The sequence below is a fragment of the Pseudomonas sp. GW821-FHT03A09 genome (assembly GCF_059421065.1).
The window spans coordinates 1-25,884 of record NZ_JBWKUX010000015.1; the positions used below are offsets into that span (position 1 = coordinate 1).

29 protein-coding genes and 4 tRNA genes are annotated in these 25,884 nt (G+C 54.9%); all 33 read left to right on the forward strand.

What is annotated here, in order from left to right:
• Positions 1-184: 184 nt before the first annotated feature.
• The 33 genes from birA (at position 185) to rplE (ending at position 25,877) form a co-directional block, all read left to right on the forward strand.
• Complete coding sequence (birA, locus tag AC07V4_RS22685) at positions 185-1,144, forward strand: bifunctional biotin--[acetyl-CoA-carboxylase] ligase/biotin operon repressor BirA (protein WP_492638290.1); 960 nt, start codon at positions 185-187, stop codon at positions 1,142-1,144.
• Positions 1,134-1,883, forward strand: coding sequence for a pantothenate kinase (locus AC07V4_RS22690; protein WP_492638289.1), 750 nt, complete (start codon positions 1,134-1,136; stop codon positions 1,881-1,883). Before birA ends, AC07V4_RS22690 begins: the two co-directional genes overlap by 11 nt.
• A gap of 7 nt (positions 1,884-1,890) precedes the next feature.
• Positions 1,891-2,334 (forward strand): hypothetical protein, encoded by a 444-nt coding sequence (locus tag AC07V4_RS22695; RefSeq protein WP_492638288.1) that lies wholly within the window; start codon positions 1,891-1,893, stop codon positions 2,332-2,334.
• A 143-nt stretch (positions 2,335-2,477) separates the two neighbouring features.
• Positions 2,478-2,562: transfer RNA gene (locus tag AC07V4_RS22700), tRNA-Tyr, on the forward strand.
• A gap of 24 nt (positions 2,563-2,586) precedes the next feature.
• Positions 2,587-2,660, forward strand: a tRNA-Gly gene (locus AC07V4_RS22705).
• Positions 2,661-2,685: 25 nt separating this feature from the next.
• Positions 2,686-2,761: transfer RNA gene (locus AC07V4_RS22710), tRNA-Thr, on the forward strand.
• Between the two features lie 161 nt (positions 2,762-2,922).
• Positions 2,923-2,998: transfer RNA gene (locus tag AC07V4_RS22715), tRNA-Trp, on the forward strand.
• Between the two features lie 45 nt (positions 2,999-3,043).
• Positions 3,044-3,412, forward strand: a complete 369-nt coding sequence (gene secE, locus AC07V4_RS22720; RefSeq protein ID WP_003232399.1) for a preprotein translocase subunit SecE — start codon at positions 3,044-3,046, stop codon at positions 3,410-3,412.
• 9 nt (positions 3,413-3,421) lie between these two features.
• The gene (nusG, locus tag AC07V4_RS22725; RefSeq protein WP_003176436.1) at positions 3,422-3,955 is read left to right on the forward strand and encodes a transcription termination/antitermination protein NusG; all 534 of its coding nucleotides are present in this window, start codon (positions 3,422-3,424) and stop codon (positions 3,953-3,955) included.
• Positions 3,956-4,072: 117 nt separating this feature from the next.
• Positions 4,073-4,504 carry a 50S ribosomal protein L11 gene (gene rplK / locus AC07V4_RS22730; protein WP_003176435.1) on the forward strand — a complete coding sequence of 144 codons (432 nt, stop codon included), beginning with the start codon at positions 4,073-4,075 and terminating at the stop codon, positions 4,502-4,504.
• Positions 4,504-5,199: a 50S ribosomal protein L1 gene (rplA, locus tag AC07V4_RS22735; protein WP_003176434.1), complete on the forward strand. Its 696-nt coding sequence runs from the start codon at positions 4,504-4,506 to the stop codon at positions 5,197-5,199. The genes rplK and rplA overlap by 1 nt, the downstream gene beginning before the upstream one ends.
• A 200-nt stretch (positions 5,200-5,399) precedes the next feature.
• Complete coding sequence (gene rplJ, locus AC07V4_RS22740; RefSeq protein ID WP_016969477.1) at positions 5,400-5,900, forward strand: 50S ribosomal protein L10; 501 nt, start codon at positions 5,400-5,402, stop codon at positions 5,898-5,900.
• Between the two features lie 78 nt (positions 5,901-5,978).
• Complete coding sequence (gene rplL / locus AC07V4_RS22745) at positions 5,979-6,344, forward strand: 50S ribosomal protein L7/L12 (RefSeq protein ID WP_492638287.1); 366 nt, start codon at positions 5,979-5,981, stop codon at positions 6,342-6,344.
• A gap of 219 nt (positions 6,345-6,563) precedes the next feature.
• Positions 6,564-10,637 (forward strand): DNA-directed RNA polymerase subunit beta, encoded by a 4,074-nt coding sequence (gene rpoB, locus AC07V4_RS22750; RefSeq protein WP_492638286.1) that lies wholly within the window; start codon positions 6,564-6,566, stop codon positions 10,635-10,637.
• A 64-nt stretch (positions 10,638-10,701) separates the two neighbouring features.
• Positions 10,702-14,901 carry a DNA-directed RNA polymerase subunit beta' gene (gene rpoC / locus AC07V4_RS22755; RefSeq protein WP_016969474.1) on the forward strand — a complete coding sequence of 1,400 codons (4,200 nt, stop codon included), beginning with the start codon at positions 10,702-10,704 and terminating at the stop codon, positions 14,899-14,901.
• Positions 14,902-15,117: 216 nt separating this feature from the next.
• Positions 15,118-15,489: a 30S ribosomal protein S12 gene (gene rpsL / locus AC07V4_RS22760; protein ID WP_002555494.1), complete on the forward strand. Its 372-nt coding sequence runs from the start codon at positions 15,118-15,120 to the stop codon at positions 15,487-15,489.
• 118 nt (positions 15,490-15,607) lie between these two features.
• On the forward strand, positions 15,608-16,078 hold the full coding sequence (gene rpsG, locus AC07V4_RS22765; protein WP_002555493.1) for a 30S ribosomal protein S7: 471 nt from the start codon (positions 15,608-15,610) through the stop codon (positions 16,076-16,078).
• 30 nt (positions 16,079-16,108) lie between these two features.
• Positions 16,109-18,214 (forward strand): elongation factor G, encoded by a 2,106-nt coding sequence (gene fusA / locus AC07V4_RS22770; protein ID WP_236411516.1) that lies wholly within the window; start codon positions 16,109-16,111, stop codon positions 18,212-18,214.
• A 30-nt stretch (positions 18,215-18,244) separates the two neighbouring features.
• Positions 18,245-19,438 carry an elongation factor Tu gene (tuf, locus tag AC07V4_RS22775; protein ID WP_492638285.1) on the forward strand — a complete coding sequence of 398 codons (1,194 nt, stop codon included), beginning with the start codon at positions 18,245-18,247 and terminating at the stop codon, positions 19,436-19,438.
• A gap of 158 nt (positions 19,439-19,596) precedes the next feature.
• Complete coding sequence (gene rpsJ, locus AC07V4_RS22780; RefSeq protein WP_003186070.1) at positions 19,597-19,908, forward strand: 30S ribosomal protein S10; 312 nt, start codon at positions 19,597-19,599, stop codon at positions 19,906-19,908.
• A gap of 81 nt (positions 19,909-19,989) precedes the next feature.
• Entirely contained in the window at positions 19,990-20,625 is a 636-nt protein-coding gene (gene rplC / locus AC07V4_RS22785) for a 50S ribosomal protein L3 (RefSeq protein WP_492638284.1), read from the forward strand.
• A 12-nt stretch (positions 20,626-20,637) separates the two neighbouring features.
• Entirely contained in the window at positions 20,638-21,240 is a 603-nt protein-coding gene (gene rplD / locus AC07V4_RS22790; RefSeq protein WP_003176424.1) for a 50S ribosomal protein L4, read from the forward strand.
• The gene (gene rplW / locus AC07V4_RS22795) at positions 21,237-21,536 is read left to right on the forward strand and encodes a 50S ribosomal protein L23 (RefSeq protein WP_002555488.1); all 300 of its coding nucleotides are present in this window, start codon (positions 21,237-21,239) and stop codon (positions 21,534-21,536) included. The genes rplD and rplW overlap by 4 nt, the downstream gene beginning before the upstream one ends.
• Positions 21,537-21,550: 14 nt before the next feature.
• Positions 21,551-22,375 (forward strand): 50S ribosomal protein L2, encoded by an 825-nt coding sequence (rplB, locus tag AC07V4_RS22800; RefSeq protein WP_003186055.1) that lies wholly within the window; start codon positions 21,551-21,553, stop codon positions 22,373-22,375.
• A 16-nt stretch (positions 22,376-22,391) separates the two neighbouring features.
• Positions 22,392-22,667: a 30S ribosomal protein S19 gene (gene rpsS, locus AC07V4_RS22805; RefSeq protein WP_002555486.1), complete on the forward strand. Its 276-nt coding sequence runs from the start codon at positions 22,392-22,394 to the stop codon at positions 22,665-22,667.
• Between the two features lie 11 nt (positions 22,668-22,678).
• Positions 22,679-23,011, forward strand: coding sequence for a 50S ribosomal protein L22 (gene rplV / locus AC07V4_RS22810; RefSeq protein WP_003103908.1), 333 nt, complete (start codon positions 22,679-22,681; stop codon positions 23,009-23,011).
• Positions 23,012-23,024: 13 nt separating this feature from the next.
• Positions 23,025-23,711, forward strand: coding sequence for a 30S ribosomal protein S3 (gene rpsC / locus AC07V4_RS22815; protein WP_003176422.1), 687 nt, complete (start codon positions 23,025-23,027; stop codon positions 23,709-23,711).
• 12 nt (positions 23,712-23,723) lie between these two features.
• Positions 23,724-24,137 (forward strand): 50S ribosomal protein L16, encoded by a 414-nt coding sequence (gene rplP / locus AC07V4_RS22820; RefSeq protein ID WP_003176421.1) that lies wholly within the window; start codon positions 23,724-23,726, stop codon positions 24,135-24,137.
• Complete coding sequence (gene rpmC, locus AC07V4_RS22825; protein ID WP_002555481.1) at positions 24,137-24,328, forward strand: 50S ribosomal protein L29; 192 nt, start codon at positions 24,137-24,139, stop codon at positions 24,326-24,328. The genes rplP and rpmC overlap by 1 nt, the downstream gene beginning before the upstream one ends.
• 2 nt (positions 24,329-24,330) lie before the next feature.
• Positions 24,331-24,597, forward strand: coding sequence for a 30S ribosomal protein S17 (rpsQ, locus tag AC07V4_RS22830; RefSeq protein ID WP_003176419.1), 267 nt, complete (start codon positions 24,331-24,333; stop codon positions 24,595-24,597).
• A 23-nt stretch (positions 24,598-24,620) separates the two neighbouring features.
• Positions 24,621-24,989 carry a 50S ribosomal protein L14 gene (rplN, locus tag AC07V4_RS22835; protein ID WP_002555479.1) on the forward strand — a complete coding sequence of 123 codons (369 nt, stop codon included), beginning with the start codon at positions 24,621-24,623 and terminating at the stop codon, positions 24,987-24,989.
• Positions 24,990-25,000: 11 nt separating this feature from the next.
• Complete coding sequence (gene rplX, locus AC07V4_RS22840) at positions 25,001-25,315, forward strand: 50S ribosomal protein L24 (RefSeq protein WP_007896770.1); 315 nt, start codon at positions 25,001-25,003, stop codon at positions 25,313-25,315.
• A gap of 22 nt (positions 25,316-25,337) precedes the next feature.
• Positions 25,338-25,877 carry a 50S ribosomal protein L5 gene (gene rplE, locus AC07V4_RS22845; RefSeq protein ID WP_003194642.1) on the forward strand — a complete coding sequence of 180 codons (540 nt, stop codon included), beginning with the start codon at positions 25,338-25,340 and terminating at the stop codon, positions 25,875-25,877.
• Positions 25,878-25,884: the final 7 nt, after the last annotated feature.

Here is a 25,884-nt window from a genome sequence, read left to right on the forward strand (position 1 = left end):
AGTAGGTCATCGTCAAGATTAAATTCCGAAACCCCATTTGCGAAAGCAGATGGGGTTTTGTTTTGGGCGCTCGAAAACTATTTGAAGTTTTTGATGCGCAAGCTTTTCACGCGAGGGTCAAGCTTTCTATGCAATGGCTCTGCGCATGGCTATTATGCGTGCCTCATTGTGAGGCGATACTTGCATGCTGACGTTGTTGAAACTCTTGAAAGATGGTCGATTCCACTCTGGGGAGGCATTGGGTGCCGCCCTGGGCGTCAGTCGTAGTGCTGTCTGGAAGCAACTCCAGCATTTGGAAGCTGAATTGAACCTCCCTATCCATAAAGTCCGAGGACGGGGATATCAGCTCGCATCGCCCCTTATATTTTTGAGTGCTGAGGAGATCGCGTCAAATGCGGCTTCCTTGGCCTGGCCTGTCCATATTTCAGACTCTATTGACTCCACCAATGCTGAAGCGCTGCGTCTTGTAGGTGCTGGCTGCGCTGCGCCGTTCCTGGTGCTCGCAGAGCAGCAAACGGCAGGACGGGGGCGGCGAGGGCGAAAGTGGGTCAGTCCGTTTGCGCAAAACTTATATTACAGCCTGGTGTTGCGCATTGATGGTGGGCTGAGGCAGCTGGAAGGGTTGAGCCTCGTCGTTGGCTTGGCTGTCATGCATGCTTTGCGTGAGTCTGGGGTGCAAGGCGCAGCTTTGAAGTGGCCAAACGATGTTTTGGTCGGTCAGAAGAAGATTGCCGGGATTTTGCTTGAATTGGTCGGGGATCCCGCTGACATCTGCCACGTTGTTCTGGGAGTTGGAGTTAACGTGAATATGCAGAAGGCTGCCGACGTTGATCGGGAGTGGACTTCGGTGCAGTTGGAGGTTGGCTCGCCTCTTGATCGTAATCTTCTTGTTGCCAAACTTGGTCTGCAGCTGCAGAGCTACCTGGATCGGCATAAGGCTTCGGGTTTCGCAGCGCTCCAGGATGAGTGGGAGCAGAATCATTTGTGGCAGGGCAAGGCTGTTTCCCTCATCGCAGGTGTTAATCATATTGATGGGGTGGTCTTGGGCGTCGATAGTCAGGGGGCTTTACGGTTGAGCGTGGAAGGCGTCGAAAAAACATATAGTGGTGGTGAGTTAAGCCTGAGGTTGCGTGATGATTCTTGAGCTCGACTGTGGGAATAGCTTCATCAAATGGCGCGTACTTGATTCGGGGATAGTCGACGCCTTCGCGGAAGGTGTCGTCGGTTCGGATGTCGCACTGATTGATAGCCTGACGGCGCTGCCGGGTCTCTTGCTGACGCGTTGCCGTCTGGTGAGTGTTCGGGCATTAGAGGAAACGAGCAAGTTGGTTGCTGCGCTGGAGGCGGCTTTTGGGGTTGCCGTGTCCTGCGCTGCGTCCGCGCGTGAGATGGCGGGTGTTCGCAATGGATATGAGGAATTCGAGCGCCTTGGGCTTGATCGCTGGCTGGCAATGCTCGGAGGGTTCAAGTTGGCATCCGGTGCTTGTCTAGTGCTTGATTTTGGAACTGCAGCAACGGCAGATTTTATTGCGGCAGATGGTGAGCATCTCGGGGGCTTCATTTGTCCTGGTATGCCGCTCATGCGTAACCAGCTGCGAACCCATACCCGCAAGATACGGTATGACGATGTTGCTGCCGAGCAGGCCTTGGAGCGCTTGTCGCCAGGTCGTACCACTGTGGAGGCGGTCGAGCGCGGCTGTACGCTCATGCTCAGAGGGTTTGTGTTGACTCAGTTGGAGCTTGCCAGAAGTTACTGGGGGGATGAGTTCACGGTGTTTCTCACGGGCGGGGATGCCGAACTGGTTTCGGACGCCGTGCCGCAGGCCCGGCTTGTTCCGGACCTGGTCTTTGTTGGTCTGGCGATGGCATGCCCTTTGTCCTGAGGTGTTTATGCGTTGGCTGTTTCTGCTTTTGCTGGTCCTTAACGTGTTTTACTACATTTGGCATCAGCAAGAGGCGCCATTGCGCGCAAAGGATGTCACTCCTCTGAGTCTTTACAAGGGAACTCAGCAGGATATCCGTCTTCTGAGTGAGTCCTCCGATGCGGTGCAAAGGCGTGATCGAGCCAAGGCGCCGGATATGAGCACCTGTTTGTACCTGGGTGGTTTTGCGGATCAGCGACAAGCGTCAATGCTTGAGCAGCGCCTCATCAGCTTGGATATAAAGGTCAAAGTCCAGTTGCTGAATACACCGGAGGCCTCTGGCTACTGGCTCCGTGTCGCCCCTGAAAGCAGGCGCCTTGCTGATGATCTGCCCTTTGAAAACCTTGCTAAGGAATTCAATGAGTTAAAACATAAAATAATGTTGTGCGAAGGCGTTGCAACTCTCGATTAGTTTGCATAGAATGGCGCCCGCTTCGCAGTGAAGACCTTTACGGTCCAAGGTGTGGAGCGAAGGTCAACGCAGCTAACCTCATATTTTTAAATGAGAAAATGCTTGACAGAAGGTCGGCGTAATGTAAAATGCCGGCTCGCTTAGGAGGGGTTCCCGAGCGGCCAAAGGGATCAGACTGTAAATCTGACGTCTACGACTTCGAAGGTTCGAATCCTTCCCCCTCCACCATTTTTAGCGTGAGCTGCAAGCTCCGCGGGTATAGTTTAGTGGTAGAACCTCAGCCTTCCAAGCTGATGATGCGGGTTCGATTCCCGCTACCCGCTCCAAGTTTGCAGGTTGTGCAAGTGTTTCGCTCTTGTAGCTCAGTTGGTAGAGCACACCCTTGGTAAGGGTGAGGTCAGCGGTTCAAATCCGCTCAAGAGCTCCATATAACAAGGCAGATATGAAAATATCTGCCTTTGTTTTAACAGCTGCCTCGGCTTGTTGGTGTTGCGTCTGGCTTTGTCGTCAGATGATTTCAAGTCTAGTGGGGTTGGTTGTTGTAAAGTCTTTTTCAGGCCTGCATAATGGTCGGCCTGATTTTGTTTTAGGTCAGTAGCTCAATTGGCAGAGCGACGGTCTCCAAAACCGTAGGTTGGGGGTTCGATTCCCTCCTGACCTGCCAGATTCACGTGGTGTATCTGGCTTTCTTTTCACAGGATCTTCATAGATGACTCCTAAGGCTGAAGCTCAAAGCTCTCGTTTCGATCTCGTCAAGTGGCTCGTCGTAGTCGCATTGGTGGTCGTAGGCGTTGTTGGCAATCAGTACTACTCTGCTTCGCCGATCCTGTACCGCGTGCTTGCACTGCTCGCTCTTGCTGCTGTAGCTGCCTTTGTAGGCTTGCAGACTGCTAAAGGCAAGTCTTTCGCGGTCCTGGTAAAGGAAGCTCGCACCGAAATTCGTAAAGTCGTTTGGCCGACTCGCCAAGAAACCACGCAGACCACGTTGATCGTTGTGGCTGTTGTTCTGGTTATGGCGTTGCTGTTGTGGGGGCTTGATTCCCTGCTCGGCTGGCTTGTTTCCTTGATTGTTGGCTAAGGGTGTCCCGTGGCTAAGCGTTGGTACGTTGTGCATGCTTACTCGGGTTACGAGAAGCATGTTATGCGCTCTTTGCTAGAGCGCGTAAAGCTGGCAGGCATGGAAGATGGCTTCGGCGAAATTCTGGTTCCCACTGAAGAAGTGGTTGAAATGCGGAATGGCCAGAAGCGCAAAAGCGAACGCAAGTTCTTCCCTGGCTATGTGCTGGTTCAGATGGACATGAATGAAGGTACTTGGCACTTGGTCAAGGATACTCCTCGTGTCATGGGGTTCATTGGCGGTACCGCTGATAAGCCTGCTCCTATCACCGATAAGGAAGCAGAAGCGATTCTGCGCCGTGTTGCGGATGGTAGCGACAAGCCTAAGCCGAAGACGTTGTTCGAGCCAGGTGAGGTTGTTCGTGTCACAGATGGTCCGTTTGCTGATTTCAACGGTACTGTCGAAGAAGTTAACTACGAAAAGAGCCGGATCCAAGTGGCGGTGCTCATTTTCGGTCGCTCTACTCCGGTAGAGTTGGAGTTCAGCCAGGTCGAGAAGGTCTAGCTGGGCAAGCATCCCAACCCCGCAGCCTTAGGCTGTGGGGTTTTGTCGTCACTGGGATAAACGCGCAAGTAACCGGGGAGCCTTTCGAGGCGTCTGAACCCGTAATTGGAGTGCCTCATGGCCAAGAAGATTACCGCTTACATCAAGCTGCAAGTGAAGGCCGCTCAGGCCAACCCTAGCCCACCCGTCGGTCCAGCTCTGGGTCAGCACGGCGTGAACATCATGGAATTCTGCAAGGCCTTCAACGCCCGTACTCAGGGTCTTGAGCCAGGTCTGCCGACTCCAGTGATCATCACTGTATACAGCGACCGTAGCTTCACTTTCGAAACCAAGTCGACTCCGGCTTCGGTTCTGTTGAAGAAAGCTGCAGGTCTGACTAGCGGTTCCGCTCGTCCTAACACCGTTAAGGTTGGCACCGTAACTCGTGCTCAGCTGGAAGAAATCGCGAAAACCAAAAACGCGGATCTGACTGCAGCTGATATGGATGCAGCCGTGCGTACCATCGCCGGTTCTGCTCGTAGCATGGGCCTTAACGTGGAGGGTGTGTAATGGCTAAGCTGACCAAGCGCCAAAAGGCTATCGCCGGCAAAATCGAAGCGGGCAAGTCCTACAACTTTGTAGACGCTGCTGCCCTGCTGACCGAGCTGTCGACTGTCAAGTTCAGCGAGTCCGTTGACGTTGCTGTGAACCTGGGTGTTGACCCACGTAAATCCGACCAGGTCGTTCGTAGCGCTACTGTGCTGCCACACGGTACTGGCAAGACTGTACGTGTTGCTGTCTTCACTCAAGGCCCGGCAGCTGAAGCTGCTCTGGCTGCTGGCGCTGATCGCGTTGGCATGGATGACCTGGCTGCCGAAATGAAAGGCGGCGACCTGAACTACGACGTAGTTATTGCTTCCCCGGATGCAATGCGCGTTGTAGGTCAGTTGGGTCAGATCCTCGGTCCACGCGGCCTGATGCCTAACCCTAAAGTCGGCACCGTAACTCCAGACGTAGCTACCGCGGTTAAAAACGCCAAGGCTGGTCAGGTTCGTTATCGCACCGACAAAAACGGCATCATTCACACCTCCGTTGGCAAGGTCGGCTTCGACGCCGTCAAGCTGAAGGAAAACGTTGAAGCCCTGATCGCTGATCTGAAGCGTATCAAGCCTGCTTCCTCGAAAGGTATCTACGTCAAGCGCGTTACCCTGAGCACCACTATGGGCCCAGGTCTGGTCATCGACCAAGGCTCGCTGGACGTATAAGACACAGGTTGGCGCAAGAGATTGTGCCAACTGAAAAAAATTGGGGTCCCTGCCTGGCGGGGGCTATCCAAGACCGTAGGCGGCGCGAGTCTTAAACCACAAGCCTACGCAGATGGTGCTCCCGGTTCCTTACCGAATCAGACACCAAAACGACATCCGGCTTCGGCCAGATGAAACGGTAACAAGCAGGAGTTAAACCCGTGGCAATTAATCTCGAAGACAAGAAGGCCATCGTCGCTGAAGTCAACGAGGCTGCCAAAGCTGCTCTGTCCGCTGTCGTGGCTGATGCCCGTGGTGTGACAGTAGGCGCTATGACCGGACTCCGTAAAGAGGCTCGTGAAGCTGGCGTATACGTACGTGTTGTACGTAACACCCTGCTCAAGCGCGCTGTTGCTGACACTGAATACAGTGTCCTCAACGACGTGTTCACCGGCCCGACTCTGATCGCGTTCTCCAAAGAACATCCAGGCGCTGCTGCCCGTTTGTTCAAAGAGTTCGCCAAGAGTCAGGATAAGTTCGAGATCAAGGCAGCTGCGTTCGAGGGCAAGTTCCTCGCAGCTAACCAAATCGACGTACTGGCAACACTGCCGACCCGCGACGAAGCCATTTCGCAGCTGATGAGCGTGATTCAAGGCGCTACCAGCAAGCTGGCTCGTACTCTGGCTGCAGTTCGCGAGCAAAAAGAAGCCGCCGCAGCCTAAGGCTGAACGACTTCTTTCGCGTATTTTTGTTTATTTCGATGGCCGCGTAGGCCGTCCCCCAATTCAGGAAATACAGTAATGTCTATCTCCCAAGAAGATATCCTCAACGCCGTAGCTGAAATGTCGGTTCTGCAGGTTGTTGAGCTGATCAAAGCTTTCGAAGAAAAATTCGGCGTTTCCGCTGCCGCTGCTTCCGCTGGCCCAGCTGCTGTTGCTGCTGTTGCTGAAGAGCAAACCGAATTCAACGTCATGCTGACCGAAGCTGGCGAGAAGAAAGTAAACGTGATCAAGGCAGTACGTGAACTGACCGGTCTGGGCCTGAAAGAAGCCAAGGCTGTAGTTGACGGCGCTCCTGCCATGGTTCTGGAAGCTGTTGCCAAAGACGCAGCTGACAAAGCCAAAGCAGCACTGGAAGAAGCAGGCGCTAAAGTCGAGCTGAAGTAAGCATCGACCTTGCGTCTCCAGCCCAAGCGTTAAGCTGAAGGCTGATGGCTGGTGGCTCTTGCCACCGGCCTTTTTCCGTTCTTGGCTGTCGACTCGGTCGCCGCCATTAACGCGCTGTAGCCACCCGATGTGGTGGTGCAAACCATGGGGTTTGCAAGATTTTCTGGCTGCTCCCGTCGGAGGGGCCAAACAAGCAGGTGACCAAGCTGGGGAACGCTGATGGCTTACTCATATACTGAGAAAAAACGTATCCGCAAGGACTTTAGCAAGTTGCCGGACGTCATGGATGTCCCGTACCTTCTGGCTATCCAGCTGGATTCGTATCGTGAATTCTTGCAGGCGGGAGCGACCAAAGATCAGTTCCGCGACGTGGGCCTGCATGCGGCCTTCAAATCCGTTTTCCCGATCATCAGCTACTCCGGCAATGCTGCGCTGGAGTACGTGGGTTATCGCCTGGGCGAACCGGCATTTGATGTCAAAGAATGCGTGTTGCGCGGTGTTACGTACGCCGTACCTTTGCGGGTAAAAGTCCGCCTGATCATTTTCGACAAAGAATCGTCGAACAAAGCGATCAAGGACATCAAAGAGCAAGAAGTCTACATGGGCGAAATCCCACTGATGACTGAAAACGGTACCTTCGTAATCAACGGTACCGAGCGTGTAATTGTTTCCCAGCTGCACCGTTCCCCGGGCGTGTTCTTCGACCACGACCGCGGCAAGACGCACAGCTCCGGTAAGCTCCTGTACTCCGCGCGGATCATTCCGTACCGCGGTTCGTGGTTGGACTTCGAGTTCGACCCGAAAGACTGCGTGTTCGTGCGTATCGACCGTCGTCGTAAGCTGCCGGCCTCGGTACTGCTGCGCGCGCTCGGCTATACCACTGAGCAAGTGCTGGATGCCTTCTACACCACCAACGTATTCAGCCTGAAGGATGAAACCCTCAAGCTGGAGCTGATCGCTTCGCGTCTGCGTGGTGAAATTGCCGTCTTGGACATCCAGGATGAGAAGGGCAAGGTCATTGTTGAAGCTGGCCGTCGTATTACTGCGCGCCACATCAACCAGATCGAAAAAGCCGGTATCAAAGAGCTGGAAGTGCCTCTGGACTACGTCCTGGGTCGTACTACCGCCAAGGTCATCGTTCACCCGGCTACAGGCGAAATCCTGGCTGAGTGCAACACCGAGCTGAACACCGAGATCCTGGCCAAGATCGCCAAGGCCCAGGTCGTTCGCATCGAGACCCTGTACACCAACGACATCGACTGCGGTCCGTTCATCTCCGACACTCTGAAGATCGACTCCACCAGCAACCAATTGGAAGCGCTGGTCGAGATCTATCGCATGATGCGTCCTGGTGAGCCACCAACCAAAGACGCTGCCGAGACCCTGTTCAACAACCTGTTCTTCAGCCCTGAGCGCTATGACCTGTCTGCGGTCGGCCGGATGAAGTTCAACCGTCGTATCGGTCGTACCGAGATCGAAGGTTCGGGCGTGCTGTGCAAGGAAGACATCGTTGCGGTGCTGAAGACCTTGGTCGACATCCGTAACGGTAAAGGCATCGTCGATGACATCGACCACCTGGGTAACCGTCGTGTTCGCTGCGTAGGCGAAATGGCCGAGAACCAGTTCCGCGTTGGCCTAGTGCGTGTTGAGCGTGCGGTCAAAGAGCGTCTGTCGATGGCTGAAAGCGAAGGCCTGATGCCGCAAGACCTGATCAACGCCAAGCCAGTGGCTGCGGCGGTGAAAGAGTTCTTCGGTTCCAGCCAGCTTTCCCAGTTCATGGACCAGAACAACCCGCTCTCCGAGATCACCCACAAGCGCCGTGTTTCCGCACTGGGCCCGGGCGGTCTGACCCGTGAGCGTGCTGGCTTTGAAGTTCGTGACGTACACCCGACGCATTACGGTCGTGTTTGCCCGATCGAAACGCCGGAAGGTCCGAACATCGGTCTGATCAACTCCCTGGCCGCTTATGCGCGCACCAACCAGTACGGCTTCCTCGAGAGCCCGTACCGCGTGGTGAAAGACGCTCTGGTCACCGACGAGATCGTGTTCCTGTCCGCCATCGAAGAAGCTGATCACGTGATCGCTCAGGCTTCGGCCACGATGAACGACAAGAAAGTCCTGATCGACGAGCTGGTAGCTGTTCGTCACTTGAACGAGTTCACCGTCAAGGCGCCGGAAGACGTCACCTTGATGGACGTTTCGCCGAAGCAGGTAGTTTCGGTTGCAGCGTCTCTGATCCCGTTCCTGGAGCACGACGACGCCAACCGTGCGTTGATGGGTTCCAACATGCAGCGTCAAGCTGTACCGACCCTGCGTGCTGACAAGCCGCTGGTAGGTACCGGCATGGAGCGTAACGTAGCGCGTGACTCCGGCGTTTGCGTCGTGGCTCGTCGTGGCGGCGTGATCGATTCCGTTGATGCTAGCCGTATCGTGGTTCGTGTTGCCGATGACGAAGTTGAAACTGGCGAAGCCGGTGTCGACATCTACAACCTGACCAAATACACCCGCTCGAACCAGAACACTTGCATCAACCAGCGTCCGCTGGTGAGCAAGGGTGATCGCGTTCAGCGTAGCGACATCATGGCCGACGGCCCGTCCACCGACATGGGTGAACTGGCTTTGGGTCAGAACATGCGCATCGCGTTCATGGCATGGAACGGCTTCAACTTCGAAGACTCCATCTGCCTGTCCGAGCGTGTTGTTCAAGAAGACCGCTTCACCACGATCCACATTCAGGAACTGACCTGTGTGGCGCGTGACACCAAGCTTGGGCCAGAGGAAATCACTGCAGACATCCCGAACGTGGGTGAGGCTGCACTGAACAAGCTGGACGAAGCCGGTATCGTTTACGTAGGTGCTGAAGTAGGCGCAGGCGACATCCTGGTGGGTAAGGTCACTCCGAAAGGCGAGACCCAACTGACTCCGGAAGAAAAACTGCTGCGTGCCATCTTCGGTGAAAAAGCCAGCGACGTTAAAGACACCTCCCTGCGTGTACCTACTGGTACCAAGGGTACTGTCATCGACGTACAGGTCTTCACCCGTGACGGCGTTGAGCGTGATGCTCGTGCACTGTCCATCGAGAAGACCCAGCTCGACGAGATCCGCAAGGACCTGAACGAAGAGTTCCGTATCGTTGAAGGCGCGACCTTCGAACGTCTGCGTTCCGCTCTGGTAGGCCACAAGGCTGAAGGCGGCGCGGGTCTGAAGAAAGGTCAGGACATCACAAACGAAGTTCTCGACGGTCTTGAGCATGGTCAGTGGTTCAAACTGCGCATGGCTGAAGATGCTCTGAACGAGCAGCTCGAGAAGGCCCAGGCCTACATCGTTGATCGTCGCCGTCTGCTGGACGACAAGTTCGAAGACAAGAAGCGCAAACTGCAGCAGGGCGATGACCTGGCTCCAGGCGTGCTGAAAATCGTCAAGGTTTACCTGGCAATCCGTCGCCGCATCCAGCCGGGCGACAAGATGGCCGGTCGTCACGGTAACAAGGGTGTGGTCTCCGTGATCATGCCGGTTGAAGACATGCCGCACGATGCCAATGGCACCCCGGTCGACGTCGTCCTCAACCCGTTGGGCGTACCTTCGCGTATGAACGTTGGTCAGATCCTTGAAACCCACCTGGGCCTCGCGGCCAAAGGTCTGGGCGAGAAGATCAACCGTATGATCGAAGAGCAACGCAAGGTCGCAGACCTGCGTAAGTTCCTGCACGAGATCTACAACGAGATCGGCGGTCGCAACGAAGAGCTGGACACCTTCTCCGACCAGGAAATCCTGGATCTGGCGAAGAACCTGCGCGGCGGCGTTCCAATGGCTACCCCGGTATTCGACGGTGCCAAGGAAAGCGAAATCAAGGCCATGCTGAAACTGGCAGACCTGCCAGAAAGCGGCCAGATGCAGCTGTTCGACGGCCGTACCGGCAACAAGTTCGAGCGCCCGGTTACTGTTGGCTACATGTACATGCTGAAGCTGAACCACTTGGTAGACGACAAGATGCACGCTCGTTCTACCGGTTCGTACAGCCTGGTTACCCAGCAGCCGCTGGGTGGTAAGGCTCAGTTCGGTGGTCAGCGTTTCGGGGAGATGGAGGTCTGGGCACTGGAAGCATACGGTGCTGCTTACACTCTGCAAGAAATGCTCACAGTGAAGTCGGACGATGTGAACGGTCGGACCAAGATGTACAAAAACATCGTGGACGGCGATCACCGTATGGAGCCGGGCATGCCCGAGTCCTTCAACGTGTTGATCAAAGAAATTCGTTCCCTCGGCATCGATATCGATCTGGAAACCGAATAACACGTGACGCGAATCGAGAGCGGGGCTGTTTAGCCCGCTCTCTGCTCCGCCAGGAGGAAAGGCCTTGAAAGACCTACTGAATTTGCTGAAAAACCAGGGTCAAGTCGAAGAGTTCGACGCCATCCGTATTGGGTTGGCATCGCCTGAGATGATCCGTTCGTGGTCGTTCGGTGAAGTTAAAAAGCCGGAAACCATCAACTACCGTACGTTCAAACCTGAGCGTGACGGCCTGTTCTGCGCCAAGATCTTTGGCCCGGTTAAGGATTACGAGTGCCTGTGCGGTAAGTACAAGCGCTTGAAGCACCGTGGTGTGATCTGCGAGAAGTGCGGCGTTGAAGTTGCACTGGCTAAAGTTCGTCGTGAGCGCATGGCGCATATCGAACTGGCTTCGCCGGTTGCCCACATCTGGTTCCTGAAATCGCTGCCGTCCCGTATCGGCTTGCTGATGGACATGACCCTGCGTGATATCGAACGCGTTCTCTACTTCGAGAGCTATGTCGTTATCGATCCAGGCATGACCACCCTTGAAAAAGGTCAGCTGCTGAACGATGAGCAGTACTTCGAAGCGCTGGAAGAATTCGGTGACGATTTCGATGCCCGCATGGGTGCCGAAGCTGTCCGCGAACTGCTGCACGCTATCGACCTGGAGCACGAGATTGGCCGCCTGCGTGAAGAAATTCCGCAAACCAACTCCGAAACCAAGATCAAGAAACTGTCCAAGCGTCTGAAGTTGATGGAGGCCTTCCAGGGTTCCGGCAACTTGCCAGAGTGGATGGTGCTGACCGTTCTGCCGGTTCTTCCGCCAGACCTGCGTCCGCTGGTACCGTTGGATGGTGGTCGTTTCGCGACTTCCGACCTCAACGACCTGTACCGTCGCGTGATCAACCGTAACAACCGCTTGAAGCGCCTGCTTGATCTGTCCGCTCCGGACATCATCGTGCGCAACGAAAAGCGTATGTTGCAAGAAGCTGTAGATGCCTTGCTCGACAACGGTCGTCGTGGCCGCGCTATCACCGGTTCCAACAAGCGTCCTTTGAAATCCTTGGCTGACATGATCAAGGGTAAGCAGGGTCGTTTCCGTCAGAACTTGCTCGGTAAGCGTGTGGACTATTCCGGTCGTTCGGTAATTACCGTAGGCCCGACCCTGCGTTTGCACCAGTGCGGTCTGCCTAAGAAGATGGCACTTGAGCTGTTCAAGCCATTCATCTTCGGCAAACTGGAGATGCGCGGTCTCGCGACCACCATCAAAGCGGCTAAGAAAATGGTCGAGCGTGAACTGCCAGAGGTTTGGGACGTTCTCGCTGAAGTGATTCGCGAACACCCGGTTCTCCTCAACCGTGCACCGACCCTTCACCGTCTGGGTATCCAGGCGTTTGAACCGGTACTGATCGAAGGTAAGGCTATCCAGCTGCACCCTCTGGTCTGCGCCGCGTACAACGCCGACTTCGACGGCGACCAAATGGCCGTGCACGTACCGCTGACACTGGAAGCCCAGTTGGAAGCGCGTGCGTTGATGATGTCGACCAACAACATTCTGTCGCCAGCCAACGGTGAGCCAATCATCGTTCCGTCGCAGGACGTTGTATTGGGTCTGTACTACATGACGCGTGAAGCGATCAACGCCAAGGGCGAAGGTCGTGTGTTCGCTGACCTGCAGGAAGTTGACCGTGTGTTCCGTGCCGGCGAAGCCGCACTGCATGCCAAGGTCAAAGTGCGGATCAACGAAACCGTCAACGACCGTGATGGCGGCAGCGTGACCAACACCCGTATCGTCGACACTACTGTTGGCCGTGCGCTGTTGTATCAAGTTGTGCCAAAAGGTCTGTCGTACGACGTCGTCAACCTGCCGATGAAGAAAAAGGCGATCTCCAAGCTGATCAACCAGTGCTACCGCGTGGTTGGTTTGAAAGAGACCGTGATCTTCGCTGACCAGTTGATGTACACCGGTTTTGCTTACTCGACTATCTCCGGCGTTTCCATCGGTGTTAACGACTTCGTTATCCCGGATGAAAAGGCCCGCATCATCGGTGCTGCCACCGACGAAGTGAAAGAGATCGAGAGCCAGTATGCCTCCGGCCTGGTAACCCAGGGCGAGAAGTACAACAAGGTAATCGACCTTTGGTCGAAGGCGAACGACGAAGTTTCCAAGGCGATGATGGCCAACCTCTCGAAAGAGAAGGTCATCGACCGTCATGGCGACGAAGTTGACCAAGAGTCCTTCAACTCGATGTACATGATGGCCGACTCGGGCGCACGGGGTTCTGCTGCGCAGATCCGTCAGCTGGCCGGTATGCGTGGCCTGATGGCCAAGCCGGACGGCTCCATCATCGAAACGCCGATTACTGCGAACTTCCGTGAAGGTTTGAGCGTACTTCAGTACTTCATCTCGACTCACGGTGCTCGTAAAGGTCTGGCGGATACCGCGTTGAAAACCGCTAACTCCGGTTACCTGACTCGTCGTCTGGTAGACGTTGCACAAGATCTGGTTGTGACCGAGATCGATTGCGGCACTGAGCACGGCCTGCTGATGACTCCGCACATTGAAGGCGGTGACGTTGTAGAGCCGCTGGGTGAGCGCGTATTGGGTCGTGTCATTGCCCGTGACGTATTCAAGCCGGGTACCGAGGAAGTTATCGTTCCTGCCGGTACTCTGGTTGATGAGAAGTGGGTCGAGTTCATCGAGCTCAACAGCATCGACGAAGTGATCGTTCGCTCGCCGATCAGCTGCGAAACCCGCTACGGCATTTGCGCCAAGTGCTACGGCCGTGACTTGGCTCGTGGTCACCAGGTGAACATCGGTGAAGCGGTCGGCGTTATCGCTGCCCAGTCCATCGGTGAGCCGGGTACCCAGCTGACCATGCGTACGTTCCACATTGGTGGTGCGGCAAGCCGGACCTCCGCAGCCGACAGCGTTCAGGTGAAGAATGGCGGTACTGTCCGTCTGCACAACCTGAAACACGTTGAGCGAGTGGATGGCCACCTGGTTGCTGTGTCCCGTTCCGGTGAGCTGGCAATCGCTGATGACTACGGTCGTGAGCGCGAGCGTTACAAGCTGCCGTACGGTGCTGTGATTTCGGTTAAAGAAGGTGACAAGGTCGACGCTGGCGCAATCGTGGCCAAGTGGGATCCGCACACTCACCCAATCGTTACCGAAATGAAAGGTACCGTGACCTACGTGGGCATGGAAGAAGGCATCACGATCAAGCGTCAGACTGACGAATTGACCGGTATGACCAACATTGAAGTACTCGACGCGAAAGATCGTCCAGCTGCCGGTAAAGACATCCGTCCTGCCGTGAAGATGGTCGATGACAACGGCAAGGATCTGTTGCTGCCAGGCACTGACGTAATCGCTCAGTACTTCCTGCCAGCCAACGCCCTGGTCGGTGTAGCGGATGGTGCGAAGATCGCGATCGGTGATGTTATCGCGCGTATCCCGCAAGAAACTTCGAAGACCCGTGACATCACCGGTGGTCTGCCGCGTGTTGCCGACTTGTTCGAAGCTCGTCGTCCGAAAGAAGCGTCGATTCTGGCTGAAGTCAGCGGCACCATCGCGTTCGGTAAAGAGACCAAGGGCAAGCGCCGTCTGGTCATTACGCCGAACGACGGTAGCGATCCGTATGAAGAGCTGATTCCGAAGTGGCGTCACCTGAACGTGTTCGAAGGCGAACAGGTAAACCGCGGCGAAGTTATCTCCGACGGCCCGAGCGATCCACACGACATCCTGCGTCTGCTGGGTGTGAGTGCGCTGGCCAAGTACATCGTTAACGAGATCCAGGACGTTTACCGTCTGCAAGGCGTGAAGATCAACGATAAGCACATCGAGACCATCCTGCGTCAGATGCTGCGTAAAGTTGAAATCGCTGAATCCGGCGATTCCAGTTTCATCAAGGGCGACCAGATGGAACTGACTCATGTACTGGTGGAAAACGAGCGCCTGACGAACGAAGACAAATTCGTGTCCAAGTTCACTCGCGTGCTGCTGGGTATCACCAAGGCGTCGTTGTCCACTGAGTCGTTCATCTCGGCGGCCTCCTTCCAGGAGACCACTCGCGTACTGACCGAAGCGGCGGTAACCGGCAAGCGCGATTACCTGCGCGGCCTGAAGGAAAACGTGGTCGTGGGTCGTCTGATCCCGGCCGGTACCGGTTTGGCATACCACAGCGAGCGTAAGCGTCGCCGTGATGCTGACAAGCCGTTGCGCGTAAGCGCCAGTGAAGTGGAAGCTGCACTGACCGAAGCGCTGAACTCTAGCGGTAACTGAGTTCTGCGATAAATAAGTCTGGGCCCTGGCAGCCCCATTCGTCGGATCGAGGCATTTTTGCCCCGGTTCGATGGAAGGGGCGGTCGGGGCCTTGCCTTGACTGGGGGCAAGATCCTCTTTAGACTCTTGTACCCCTAAATTTGGCGGGAATACGTTCCTGCCATTTTGCTTTTCTTGCAAGACAATAGCGTCGCAAGACAACAGTGGAGCTAGTAGATGGCAACTATCAACCAGCTGGTACGTCAGCCGCGTAAGCGTATCGTCGAGAAATCCGACGTACCTGCGCTGCAGAACTGCCCGCAACGTCGTGGCGTATGCACCCGTGTGTATACCACCACGCCGAAAAAACCTAACTCGGCACTGCGTAAAGTATGCCGTGTGCGTCTGACCAACGGTTTCGAGGTTTCCTCGTACATCGGCGGTGAAGGCCACAACCTGCAAGAGCACAGCGTGGTGCTGATCCGCGGCGGTCGTGTAAAAGACTTGCCAGGTGTTCGTTACCACACCGTACGCGGCTCCTTGGATACTTCCGGCGTTAAAGGTCGTAACCAGGGTCGTTCGAAGTACGGTACCAAGAAGCCTAAGTAGTAGCGGCTTTTTGTAAAACTGAATCATCTTATTTTCTGAGTCGATAAGAGTAAGGTCGGAGGCGTCCCGAAAGGGCACCGATTCCGAGCGAACCTGAAGACCGTTTGAGGGCTTATCCATGCCAAGAAGACGCGTAGCAGCCAAGCGCGAAGTGCTTGACGATCCAAAATACGGAAGCCAAATTCTGGCCAAGTTCATGAACCACGTGATGGAAAGCGGCAAGAAAGCCGTTGCCGAGCGTATCGTTTATGGCGCGCTGGAAAAGGTTAAAGAGCGCAAGAACAGCGACCCCCTGGAAATCTTCGAGAAAGCTCTCGACGCCATCGCTCCGCTGGTCGAAGTGAAGTCGCGCCGTGTAGGCGGTGCTACTTACCAGGTTCCGGTTGAAGTTCGCCCGTCCCGTCGTAACGCTCTGGCAATGCGCTGGTTGGTAGACTTCGCCCGTAAGCGCGGCGAGAAGTCTATGGCTCTGCGTTTGGCTGGCGAACTGTTGGACGCTGCTGAAGGTAAAGGTGCTGCTGTTAAGAAGCGTGAAGACGTGCACCGTATGGCTGAAGCTAACAAAGCTTTCTCGCACTACCGCTTCTAATTTTAGCTTCACTAATTTTGCGAGGGCTTTATGGCTCGTACTACTCCGATTAGCCGCTACCGTAACATCGGTATCGTCGCTCACGTGGATGCTGGTAAAACCACCACCACCGAGCGCGTACTGTTTTACACCGGCAAAAGTCACAAAATGGGCGAGGTGCATGACGGCGCCGCGACCACAGACTGGATGGTTCAGGAGCAGGAGCGTGGTATTACCATTACTTCTGCTGCTATTACCGCCTTCTGGAAAGGTTCCGAGAAGCAGTACAAAGACGAGCATCGCTTCAACGTAATCGATACCCCGGGCCACGTAGACTTCACTATTGAAGTAGAGCGTTCCCTGCGCGTACTCGACGGCGCGGTCGTTGTGTTCTGCGGTACCTCGGGTGTTGAGCCTCAGTCGGAAACCGTATGGCGTCAAGCCAACAAATACGGCGTTCCACGTCTTGTTTACGTAAACAAGATGGACCGTGCTGGTGCCAACTTCCTGCGCGTGATCGGTCAGATCAAGCAGCGTCTGGGTCACACCCCGGTGCCAATCCAATTGGCTATCGGTTCCGAAGATAACTTCCAGGGTCAGATCGATCTGATCAACATGGAAGCTGTCTACTGGAATGACGCCGACAAAGGTATGGTTCCTGTTCGCAAGCCAATCCCTGCCGAGCTTCAAGAGCTGGCTGACGAGTGGCGCAACAACATGGTTGAGGCTGCTGCCGAAGCCAGCGAAGAGCTGATGAACAAGTACCTCGAAGGTGAAGAACTCACCAACGTGGAAATCAAGGCCGCTCTGCGTCAGCGTACTATCGCTGGCGAAATCGTCTTGGCTGTTTGCGGTTCTTCCTTCAAGAACAAGGGCGTTCCCCTGGTTCTCGACGCCGTTATCGACTTCCTGCCTGCTCCAACCGATATTCCTGCTATCAAGGGTTCCAACCCTGATAACGAGGAAGAAGAAATGGAGCGTCATGCTGACGACAGCGAGCCGTTCTCGGCTCTGGCGTTCAAGATCGCTACCGACCCATTCGTGGGTACTTTGACCTTCGTCCGCGTTTACTCGGGCGTGTTGGCATCCGGCGACGGCGTGATCAACTCGGTTAAAGGCAAGAAAGAGCGCGTGGGTCGTATGGTGCAAATGCACGCAAACGCCCGTGAAGAGATCAAGGAAGTGCGCGCTGGCGACATCGCGGCCCTGATCGGCATGAAGGATGTCACCACTGGTGAGACTCTGTGCGACGCTGCTAAGCCAATCATCCTGGTTCGTATGGACTTCCCGGAGCCGGTTATTTCGGTTGCCGTAGAGCCTAAGACCAAGGATGACCAGGAAAAAATGGGTATCGCTCTGGGCAAGCTTGCTCAGGAAGATCCATCTTTCCGCGTTAAAACTGATGAAGAGACTGGTCAAACGATCATCTCCGGCATGGGCGAGTTGCACCTGGACATCCTGGTTGACCGGATGCGCCGTGAGTTCAACGTCGAAGCCAACATCGGTAAGCCTCAGGTTTCCTATCGTGAGCGCATCACGAAGAACTGTGAAATCGAAGGCAAGTTCGTTCGTCAGTCCGGCGGTCGTGGTCAGTTCGGTCACTGCTGGATCCGTTTTGCACCTGCTGACGAAGGTCAGGAAGGTCTGCAATTCGTGAACGAAGTAGTTGGTGGTGTGGTTCCTAAGGAATACATCCCGGCTATCCAGAAGGGCATCGAAGAGCAGATGAAGAACGGTGTTGTTGCCGGCTATCCGCTGATCGGCCTGAAAGCAACCGTTTTTGACGGTTCTTACCACGACGTCGACTCCAACGAGATGGCGTTTAAGGTGGCTGCCTCCATGGCAACCAAGCAACTGGCCCAGAAGGGCGGTGGTGAGTTGCTTGAGCCGATCATGGCGGTAGAAGTTGTTACACCTGAAGACTATATGGGTGATGTCATGGGCGACCTTAACCGTCGTCGCGGCATGATCTTGGGTATGGAAGACACGGTTTCCGGCAAAGTGATTCGCGCCGAGGTTCCGTTGGGTGAGATGTTCGGTTATGCGACCGACGTTCGCTCCATGTCCCAGGGTCGCGCAAGCTACTCTATGGAATTCAAAAAATACAACACAGCTCCGGCGCACATCGCTGAAACTGTATCCAAAAAACAAGGCTGATTCAGTCCTTTAGGCAAGGAGTTAATTGTCGTGGCTAAAGAAAAATTTGATCGTTCCCTACCGCACGTAAACGTTGGCACCATCGGTCACGTTGACCACGGTAAAACCACTCTGACCGCAGCTCTGACTCGCGTTTGCTCCGAAGTATTCGGTTCTGCAATCGTTGATTTCGATAAAATCGACAGCGCTCCAGAAGAAAAAGCTCGTGGTATTACCATCAACACCGCGCACGTCGAGTACAACTCGAAGATTCGTCACTACGCTCACGTTGACTGCCCAGGTCACGCTGACTACGTGAAGAACATGATCACTGGTGCTGCCCAGATGGACGGCGCGATCCTGGTTTGCTCGGCCGCCGATGGTCCGATGCCACAAACTCGTGAGCACATCCTGCTGTCCCGTCAGGTAGGCGTTCCGTACATCGTGGTTTTCCTGAACAAGGCTGACCTGGTAGACGACGCTGAGCTGCTGGAGCTGGTTGAGATGGAAGTGCGCGATCTGCTGAGCACTTACGACTTCCCAGGCGACGACACTCCGATCATCATCGGTTCTGCTCGTATGGCTCTGGAAGGCAAAGACGACAACGAAATGGGTACTACCGCTGTTAAGAAGCTGGTAGAAACTCTGGATGCTTACATCCCAGAACCAGTTCGTCTGACCGACAAGCCGTTCCTGATGCCAATCGAAGACGTATTCTCGATCTCCGGTCGCGGTACTGTTGTTACCGGTCGTATCGAGCGCGGTATCGTTCGCGTTCAAGATCCGCTGGAAATCGTTGGTCTGCGTGACACCACCACCACCACCTGCACCGGTGTTGAAATGTTCCGCAAACTGCTCGACGAAGGTCGTGCTGGCGAGAACTGCGGCGTTCTGCTGCGTGGTACCAAGCGTGACGACGTTGAGCGTGGCCAGGTTCTGGTTAAGCCGGGTTCGGTTAAGCCGCACACCAAGTTCACCGCAGAAGTTTACGTTCTGAGCAAAGAAGAAGGCGGTCGTCACACTCCGTTCTTCAAAGGCTACCGTCCACAGTTCTACTTCCGTACTACTGACGTGACTGGTAACTGCCAGCTGCCAGAAGGCGTTGAAATGGTAATGCCAGGCGATAACATCCAAATGGAAGTTACCCTGATCAAAACCATCGCAATGGAAGACGGTCTGCGCTTCGCTATTCGTGAAGGCGGCCGTACCGTTGGTGCTGGTGTTGTAGCTAAAATCATCGAGTAATTATCTCTTCTGAGATAGCTCGGTTTTTTGAGAAGGCCCCCGCTCAGCGGGGGCCTTTTTTATTGGGTTGACACCTATCTGGGGCGTCTATAGAATTGCGCCTCCTTTTAACGGGCGTATTGCGCTCGCTGGGAATAGCAGCCGGAGTCTGAAATCCAATGCAAAATCAGCAAATCCGTATCAGGTTGAAGGCTTTTGACCATCGCCTGATCGACCAATCCACCCAGGAAATCGTGGAAACCGCGAAACGTACTGGTGCTCAAGTGCGTGGTCCAATTCCACTGCCTACCCGTAAAGAGCGGTTCACCGTTCTGGTCTCCCCGCACGTCAACAAAGACGCGCGTGACCAGTACGAGATCCGTACTCATAAGCGCGTACTGGACATCGTCCAGCCAACGGATAAAACCGTTGATGCACTTATGAAGCTCGATCTGGCGGCCGGTGTGGAAGTACAGATCAGCCTCGGCTAAGACTTGGGTCTTAGTCGTGTAACGCTCTGAAATGGGCGGCCATAGCGGGTGAAAGCCCCGTACACTCATGAGGTTTACAACATGACTATTGGTGTAGTCGGTCGTAAATGCGGTATGACCCGTATTTTCACCGAAGAAGGTGTCTCCATTCCGGTCACGGTCATTGAGATCGAGCCGAATCGCGTCACCCAGTTCAAAACTGAAGAAACCGATGGCTATCGTGCAGTGCAAGTCACTGTCGGCGAGCGTCGTGCTTCGCGTGTGACTGCTGCTCAAGCAGGTCACTTCGCTAAAGCAAACGTTGCAGCTGGTCGCACTGTTATGGAGTTCCGTCTCGAAGACGGCAACTACCAGGCTGGCGATCTGATCAACGCTGAAATCTTCGCCGCTGGTCAACTGGTTGATGTAACCGGTCAGTCCAAGGGTAAAGGCTTCCAGGGTACGATCAAGCGTTGGAATTTCCGTGGTCAAGACAACACTCACGGTAACTCCGTTTCCCACCGCGTCCCGGGCTCTATTGGCCAGTGCCAGACTCCTGGTCGTGTATTCAAGGGCAAGAAAATGTCCGGTCATATGGGCGCTGAGCGCGTGACCGTGCAGTCCCTCGAAGTAGTGCGCGTCGACGCTGAACGCAATCTGTTGTTGGTCAAGGGTGCTGTTCCTGGCGCTACTGGCGGCAACCTGGTTGTACGTCCAGCGGCCAAGGCTCGCGGTTAAGGGGAAGCTGACATGCAATTAAATGTAAATGACGCTCAAGCGATCGAAGTTTCCGAACTGACATTTGGCGGCGAATTCAACGAGACGCTGGTTCACCAAGCAGTCGTGGCCTACATGGCCGGCGGCCGTCAAGGTAGCAAGCAGCAAAAGACCCGTTCCGACGTTCGTGGTGGCGGTAAGCGCCCTTGGCGTCAGAAAGGTACTGGCCGTGCTCGTGCCGGTACTATCCGTAGCCCAATCTGGCGCGGCGGCGGTACCACTTTCGCAGCTCGTCCGCAGGATCACTCGCAGAAGCTCAACAAGAAGATGTACCGCGCAGCTCTGCGCTCCATCCTTGCTGAACTCGTGCGTACTGACCGTCTGGTCGTGGTTCAGGATTTCGCTGTTGAAAGCCCGAAAACCAAAGATCTGCTGGGCAAACTGAACAACATGAGCCTGACCGACGTTTTGATCGTGTCGGAAGCTGTTGATCAGAACCTGTACCTGGCTGCTCGCAACCTGCCACACGTTGATGTACGTGACGTGCAAGGTTCCGATCCAGTTAGTCTGATCGCATACGACAAGGTGTTGATCACCGTGTCGGCCGTGAAGAAATTCGAGGAGCTGCTGGGATGAACCAGGAACGCGTATTTAAAGTTCTGCTTGGCCCGCACGTTTCCGAAAAGGCTACGGTTCTGGCTGACAAGAAAGGCCAGTTCGTTTTCAAGGTTGCAACTGACGCAACCAAGCTGGAAATCAAGAAGGCCGTCGAAAGCCTGTTCAGCGTGAAAGTAGAGCGTGTTACTACCCTGAATGTTCTGGGTAAGAGCAAGCGCACTGCTCGCGGTCTGGGCAAGCGTAATGACTGGAAGAAGGCAGTTATCTCCCTTCAGCCAGGCCAAGATCTCGATTTCAGCAGCAGTGCTGAGTAAGGAAGGGGTGCATCATGGCAATCGTTAAATGCAAACCGACTTCCCCTGGCCGCCGTTTTGTGGTCAAGGTGGTCAACCAGGAGCTGCATAAAGGCGCTCCTCACGCACCGCTGCTCGAGAAAAAATCGAAGTCTGGTGGTCGTAACAACAATGGTCGTATTACCACTCGTCACATCGGTGGTGGCCATAAGCAGCATTATCGTCTGGTCGACTTCCGTCGCAACGACAAAGATGGCATCGCTGCCACTGTCGAGCGTATCGAATACGATCCAAACCGTACTGCTCACATCGCTCTGCTGCTGTACGCAGATGGCGAGCGTCGCTACATCATCGCCCCTAAAGGCGTGAGCGCTGGCGACCAGCTGATCGCAGGTGCTCTGGCGCCGATCAAGCCGGGCAACGCTCTGCAACTGCGTAACATTCCAGTTGGTAGCACCGTACACGGCATCGAATTGAAGCCAGGTAAAGGCGCACAGATCGCTCGTTCCGCTGGTGCTTCGGCTCAGCTGATCGCTCGTGAAGGTGTCTACGTGACCCTGCGTCTGCGTTCTGGTGAGATGCGTAAAGTACTGGCTGAATGCCGTGCGACCTTGGGCGAAGTCTCGAACTCCGAGCACAGCCTGCGTTCGCTGGGTAAAGCTGGTGCCAAACGCTGGCGTGGCGTTCGCCCAACCGTTCGTGGTGTTGCCATGAACCCGGTTGACCACCCACACGGTGGTGGTGAAGGTCGTACCTCTGGTGGTCGTCATCCGGTATCGCCATGGGGCTTCCCGACTAAGGGCGCGAAGACTCGTGGTAATAAGCGTACCGACAAAATGATCGTCCGTCGTCGCAAGTAAATAGAGGGATACGACAGTGCCACGTTCTCTGAAAAAAGGTCCTTTTATTGATCTTCACCTACTGAAGAAGATCGAAGTGGCGGCGGAAAAGAACGATCGCAAACCAGTTAAAACCTGGTCGCGTCGTTCGATGATCCTGCCACAAATGGTCGGTCTGACCATCGCAGTACACAACGGTCGTCAACACGTCCCAGTTCTCGTTAACGAAGACATGGTCGGCCACAAACTGGGCGAGTTCGCCGGTACCCGCACTTATCGTGGGCACGTGGCTGACAAGAAAGCCAAGCGTTAAGGGGTTAGGAAATGGAAGTAGCCGCTAAGTTGTCGGGCGCTCGAATCTCCGCCCAGAAAGCCCGCTTGGTCGCCGACCAGATCCGCGGGAAGAAGGTGGGCGAAGCGCTCAACCTGTTGGCTTTCAGCAGTAAGAAAGCCGCCGAGATCATGAAGAAAGTGCTGGAGTCGGCCGTAGCCAACGCCGAGCATAACGAAGGCGCAGACGTTGATGACCTGAAGGTCAGCACCGTTTTCGTCAACGAAGGGCGTTCGCTGAAGCGCATCATGCCACGTGCCAAAGGCCGTGCTGATCGCATCGTCAAGCGGTCTTGCCATATCACTGTCAAGGTTGCTGACAAGTAACGGAGTCGAAGAGATGGGTCAGAAAGTACATCCCATTGGCATTCGCCTGGGAATCGTCAAGGAGCACACCTCCGTCTGGTACGCAGACGGTCGGACTTATGCGGACTACTTGTTCGCTGATCTGAAGGTGCGTGAGTATCTCCAAGACAAACTAAAAAGCGCGTCCGTAAGCCGTATCGATATCCATCGTCCGGCCCAAACTGCACGTATCACCATCCACACTGCTCGTCCAGGTATCGTTATCGGGAAGAAAGGTGAAGATGTTGAGAAACTGCGTCAGGACCTGACCAAGCAAATGGGTGTGCCTGTGCACATCAATATCGAAGAGATCCGCAAGCCGGAGCTCGACGGTATGCTGGTTGCGCAGAGCGTAGCTCAGCAGCTGGAGCGTCGCGTAATGTTCCGTCGCGCTATGAAGCGCGCAGTACAGAACGCCATGCGCATTGGTGCCAAGGGCATCAAAATCCAAGTGAGCGGTCGTCTCGGCGGTGCTGAAATTGCACGTACTGAATGGTATCGCGAAGGTCGTGTGCCACTGCACACCCTGCGTGCCGACATCGACTATGCCAACTACGAAGCTCACACCACTTACGGTGTGATCGGTGTAAAGGTTTGGATCTTCAAAGGCGAAGTAATTGGTGGTCGCCAAGAAGAACTGAAACCACAAGCACCAGCGCCTCGTAAAAAAGCTGCTAAGTAAGGGGTACGCCAAATGTTGCAACCTAAGCGTACGAAGTTCCGCAAGCAGATGACAGGTCACAACCGTGGTCTGGCTCAGCGCGGTAGCAAAGTCAGCTTCGGCGAGTTCGCGCTGAAGTCTGTAGCTCGTGGTCGTCTCACCGCTCGTCAGATCGAGTCAGCGCGTCGTGCTCTGACCCGTCACGTAAAACGTGGCGGCAAGATCTGGATCCGTGTATTCCCGGACAAGCCGATCTCCAAGAAGCCTCTCGAAGTGCGGATGGGTAAAGGTAAGGGTAACGTGGAATACTGGGTAGCCCAGATTCAGCCAGGCAAAGTCCTGTATGAAATCGAGGGTGTTTCTGAAGAGCTGGCGCGTGAGGCTTTCGCCCTGGCTGCTGCAAAGCTGCCGCTCGCCACCTCCTTTGTTAAACGGACGGTGATGTGATGAAAGCGAATGAACTTCGTGAAAAATCCGCACAGCAGCTGAACGAGCAACTGCTCGGCTTGCTGCGCGACCAGTTCAATCTGCGCATGCAGAAAGCAACTGGCCAGTTGGGGCAGTCGCATCTGCTCTCGCAAGTTAAGCGTGACATCGCTCGCGTGAAGACTGTGCTCAACCAGCAGGCAGGTAAGTGATCATGGCTGAAGCCGAAAAGACTGTCCGTACGCTGACTGGCCGTGTTGTCAGCGACAAGATGGACAAAACCATCACCGTTCTGATCGAGCGTCGCGTTAAGCACCCGATCTACGGTAAATATGTTAAGCGTTCGACTAAGCTGCACGCGCACGACGAAACCAATCAGTGCCACATCGGCGACAAAGTCACTATTCGTGAAACTCGTCCGCTGGCCAAGACCAAGTCTTGGGCACTGGTTGATGTTCTCGAACGCGCTGTGGAAGTCTAAGGACTAGGGGTCGGAGAAATTATATGATTCAGACTCAATCCATGCTCGATGTGGCCGATAACAGCGGCGCTCGCCGTGTTATGTGCATCAAGGTGCTGGGTGGCTCCCATCGTCGTTACGCTGGTATCGGTGACATCATCAAGGTTACCGTGAAGGAAGCAATTCCTCGCGGTAAAGTGAAAAAAGGCCAAGTGATGACTGCTGTTGTAGTCCGCACTCGTCACGGCGTACGTCGTGCTGATGGCTCCATTATCCGCTTTGATGGCAACGCTGCTGTTCTTCTGAACAACAAGCAAGAGCCGATCGGCACCCGTATCTTTGGGCCAGTGACCCGTGAACTTCGTACTGAGAAGTTCATGAAGATCGTCTCGCTCGCCCCAGAAGTGCTGTAAGGAGATCCGACATGCAAAAGATTCGTCGTGACGACGAGATCATCGTGATCGCCGGCAAAGACAAAGGTAAGCGCGGTAAGGTGCTGAAGGTTCTTGCTGATGACCGTCTGGTCGTTGGTGGTCTGAACCTGGTCAAGCGTCATACCAAGCCTAACCCGATGTCGGGCGTACAGGGCGGTATCGTCGAGAAAGAAGCGCCATTGCACGCTTCTAACGTCGCCATCTTCAACGGCGAAACCAACAAGGCTGACCGCGTTGGTTTCAAAGTAGAAGACGGTAAGAAAATTCGTGTCTTCAAGTCGACCCAAAAAGCGGTTGATGCTTGAACACTGCTAGGTAGATAAGACCATGGCACGACTACAAGAGATTTACCGGAAGGAAATCGCCCCCAAGCTTAAGGAAGAACTTAAGCTCGGGAACGTGATGGAAGTTCCGCGCGTCACCAAAATCACCCTGAACATGGGTCTGGGCGAAGCGATCGGCGACAAAAAAGTCATCGAGCACGCTGTTGCTGACCTGGAAAAGATCACCGGCCAGAAAGTCGTCGTGACCTACGCTCGGAAATCCATCGCTGGCTTTAAAGTCCGTGAAGGTTGGCCGATCGGCGTCAAAGTGACCCTGCGCCGTGAGCGTATGTACGAGTTCCTGGATCGTCTGCTGTCGATCTCCCTGCCTCGGGTTCGCGACTTCCGCGGCCTGAATGCCAAGTCCTTCGATGGTCGTGGTAACTACAGCATGGGCGTGAAAGAGCAGATCATCTTCCCGGAAATCGACTACGACAAGATCGATGCTCTCCGCGGTCTGGACATCACCCTGACCACCACTGCCAAGAACGATGATGAAGGTCGCGCCCTGCTGCGTGCTTTCAAATTCCCGTTCCGCAACTGATTGGAGT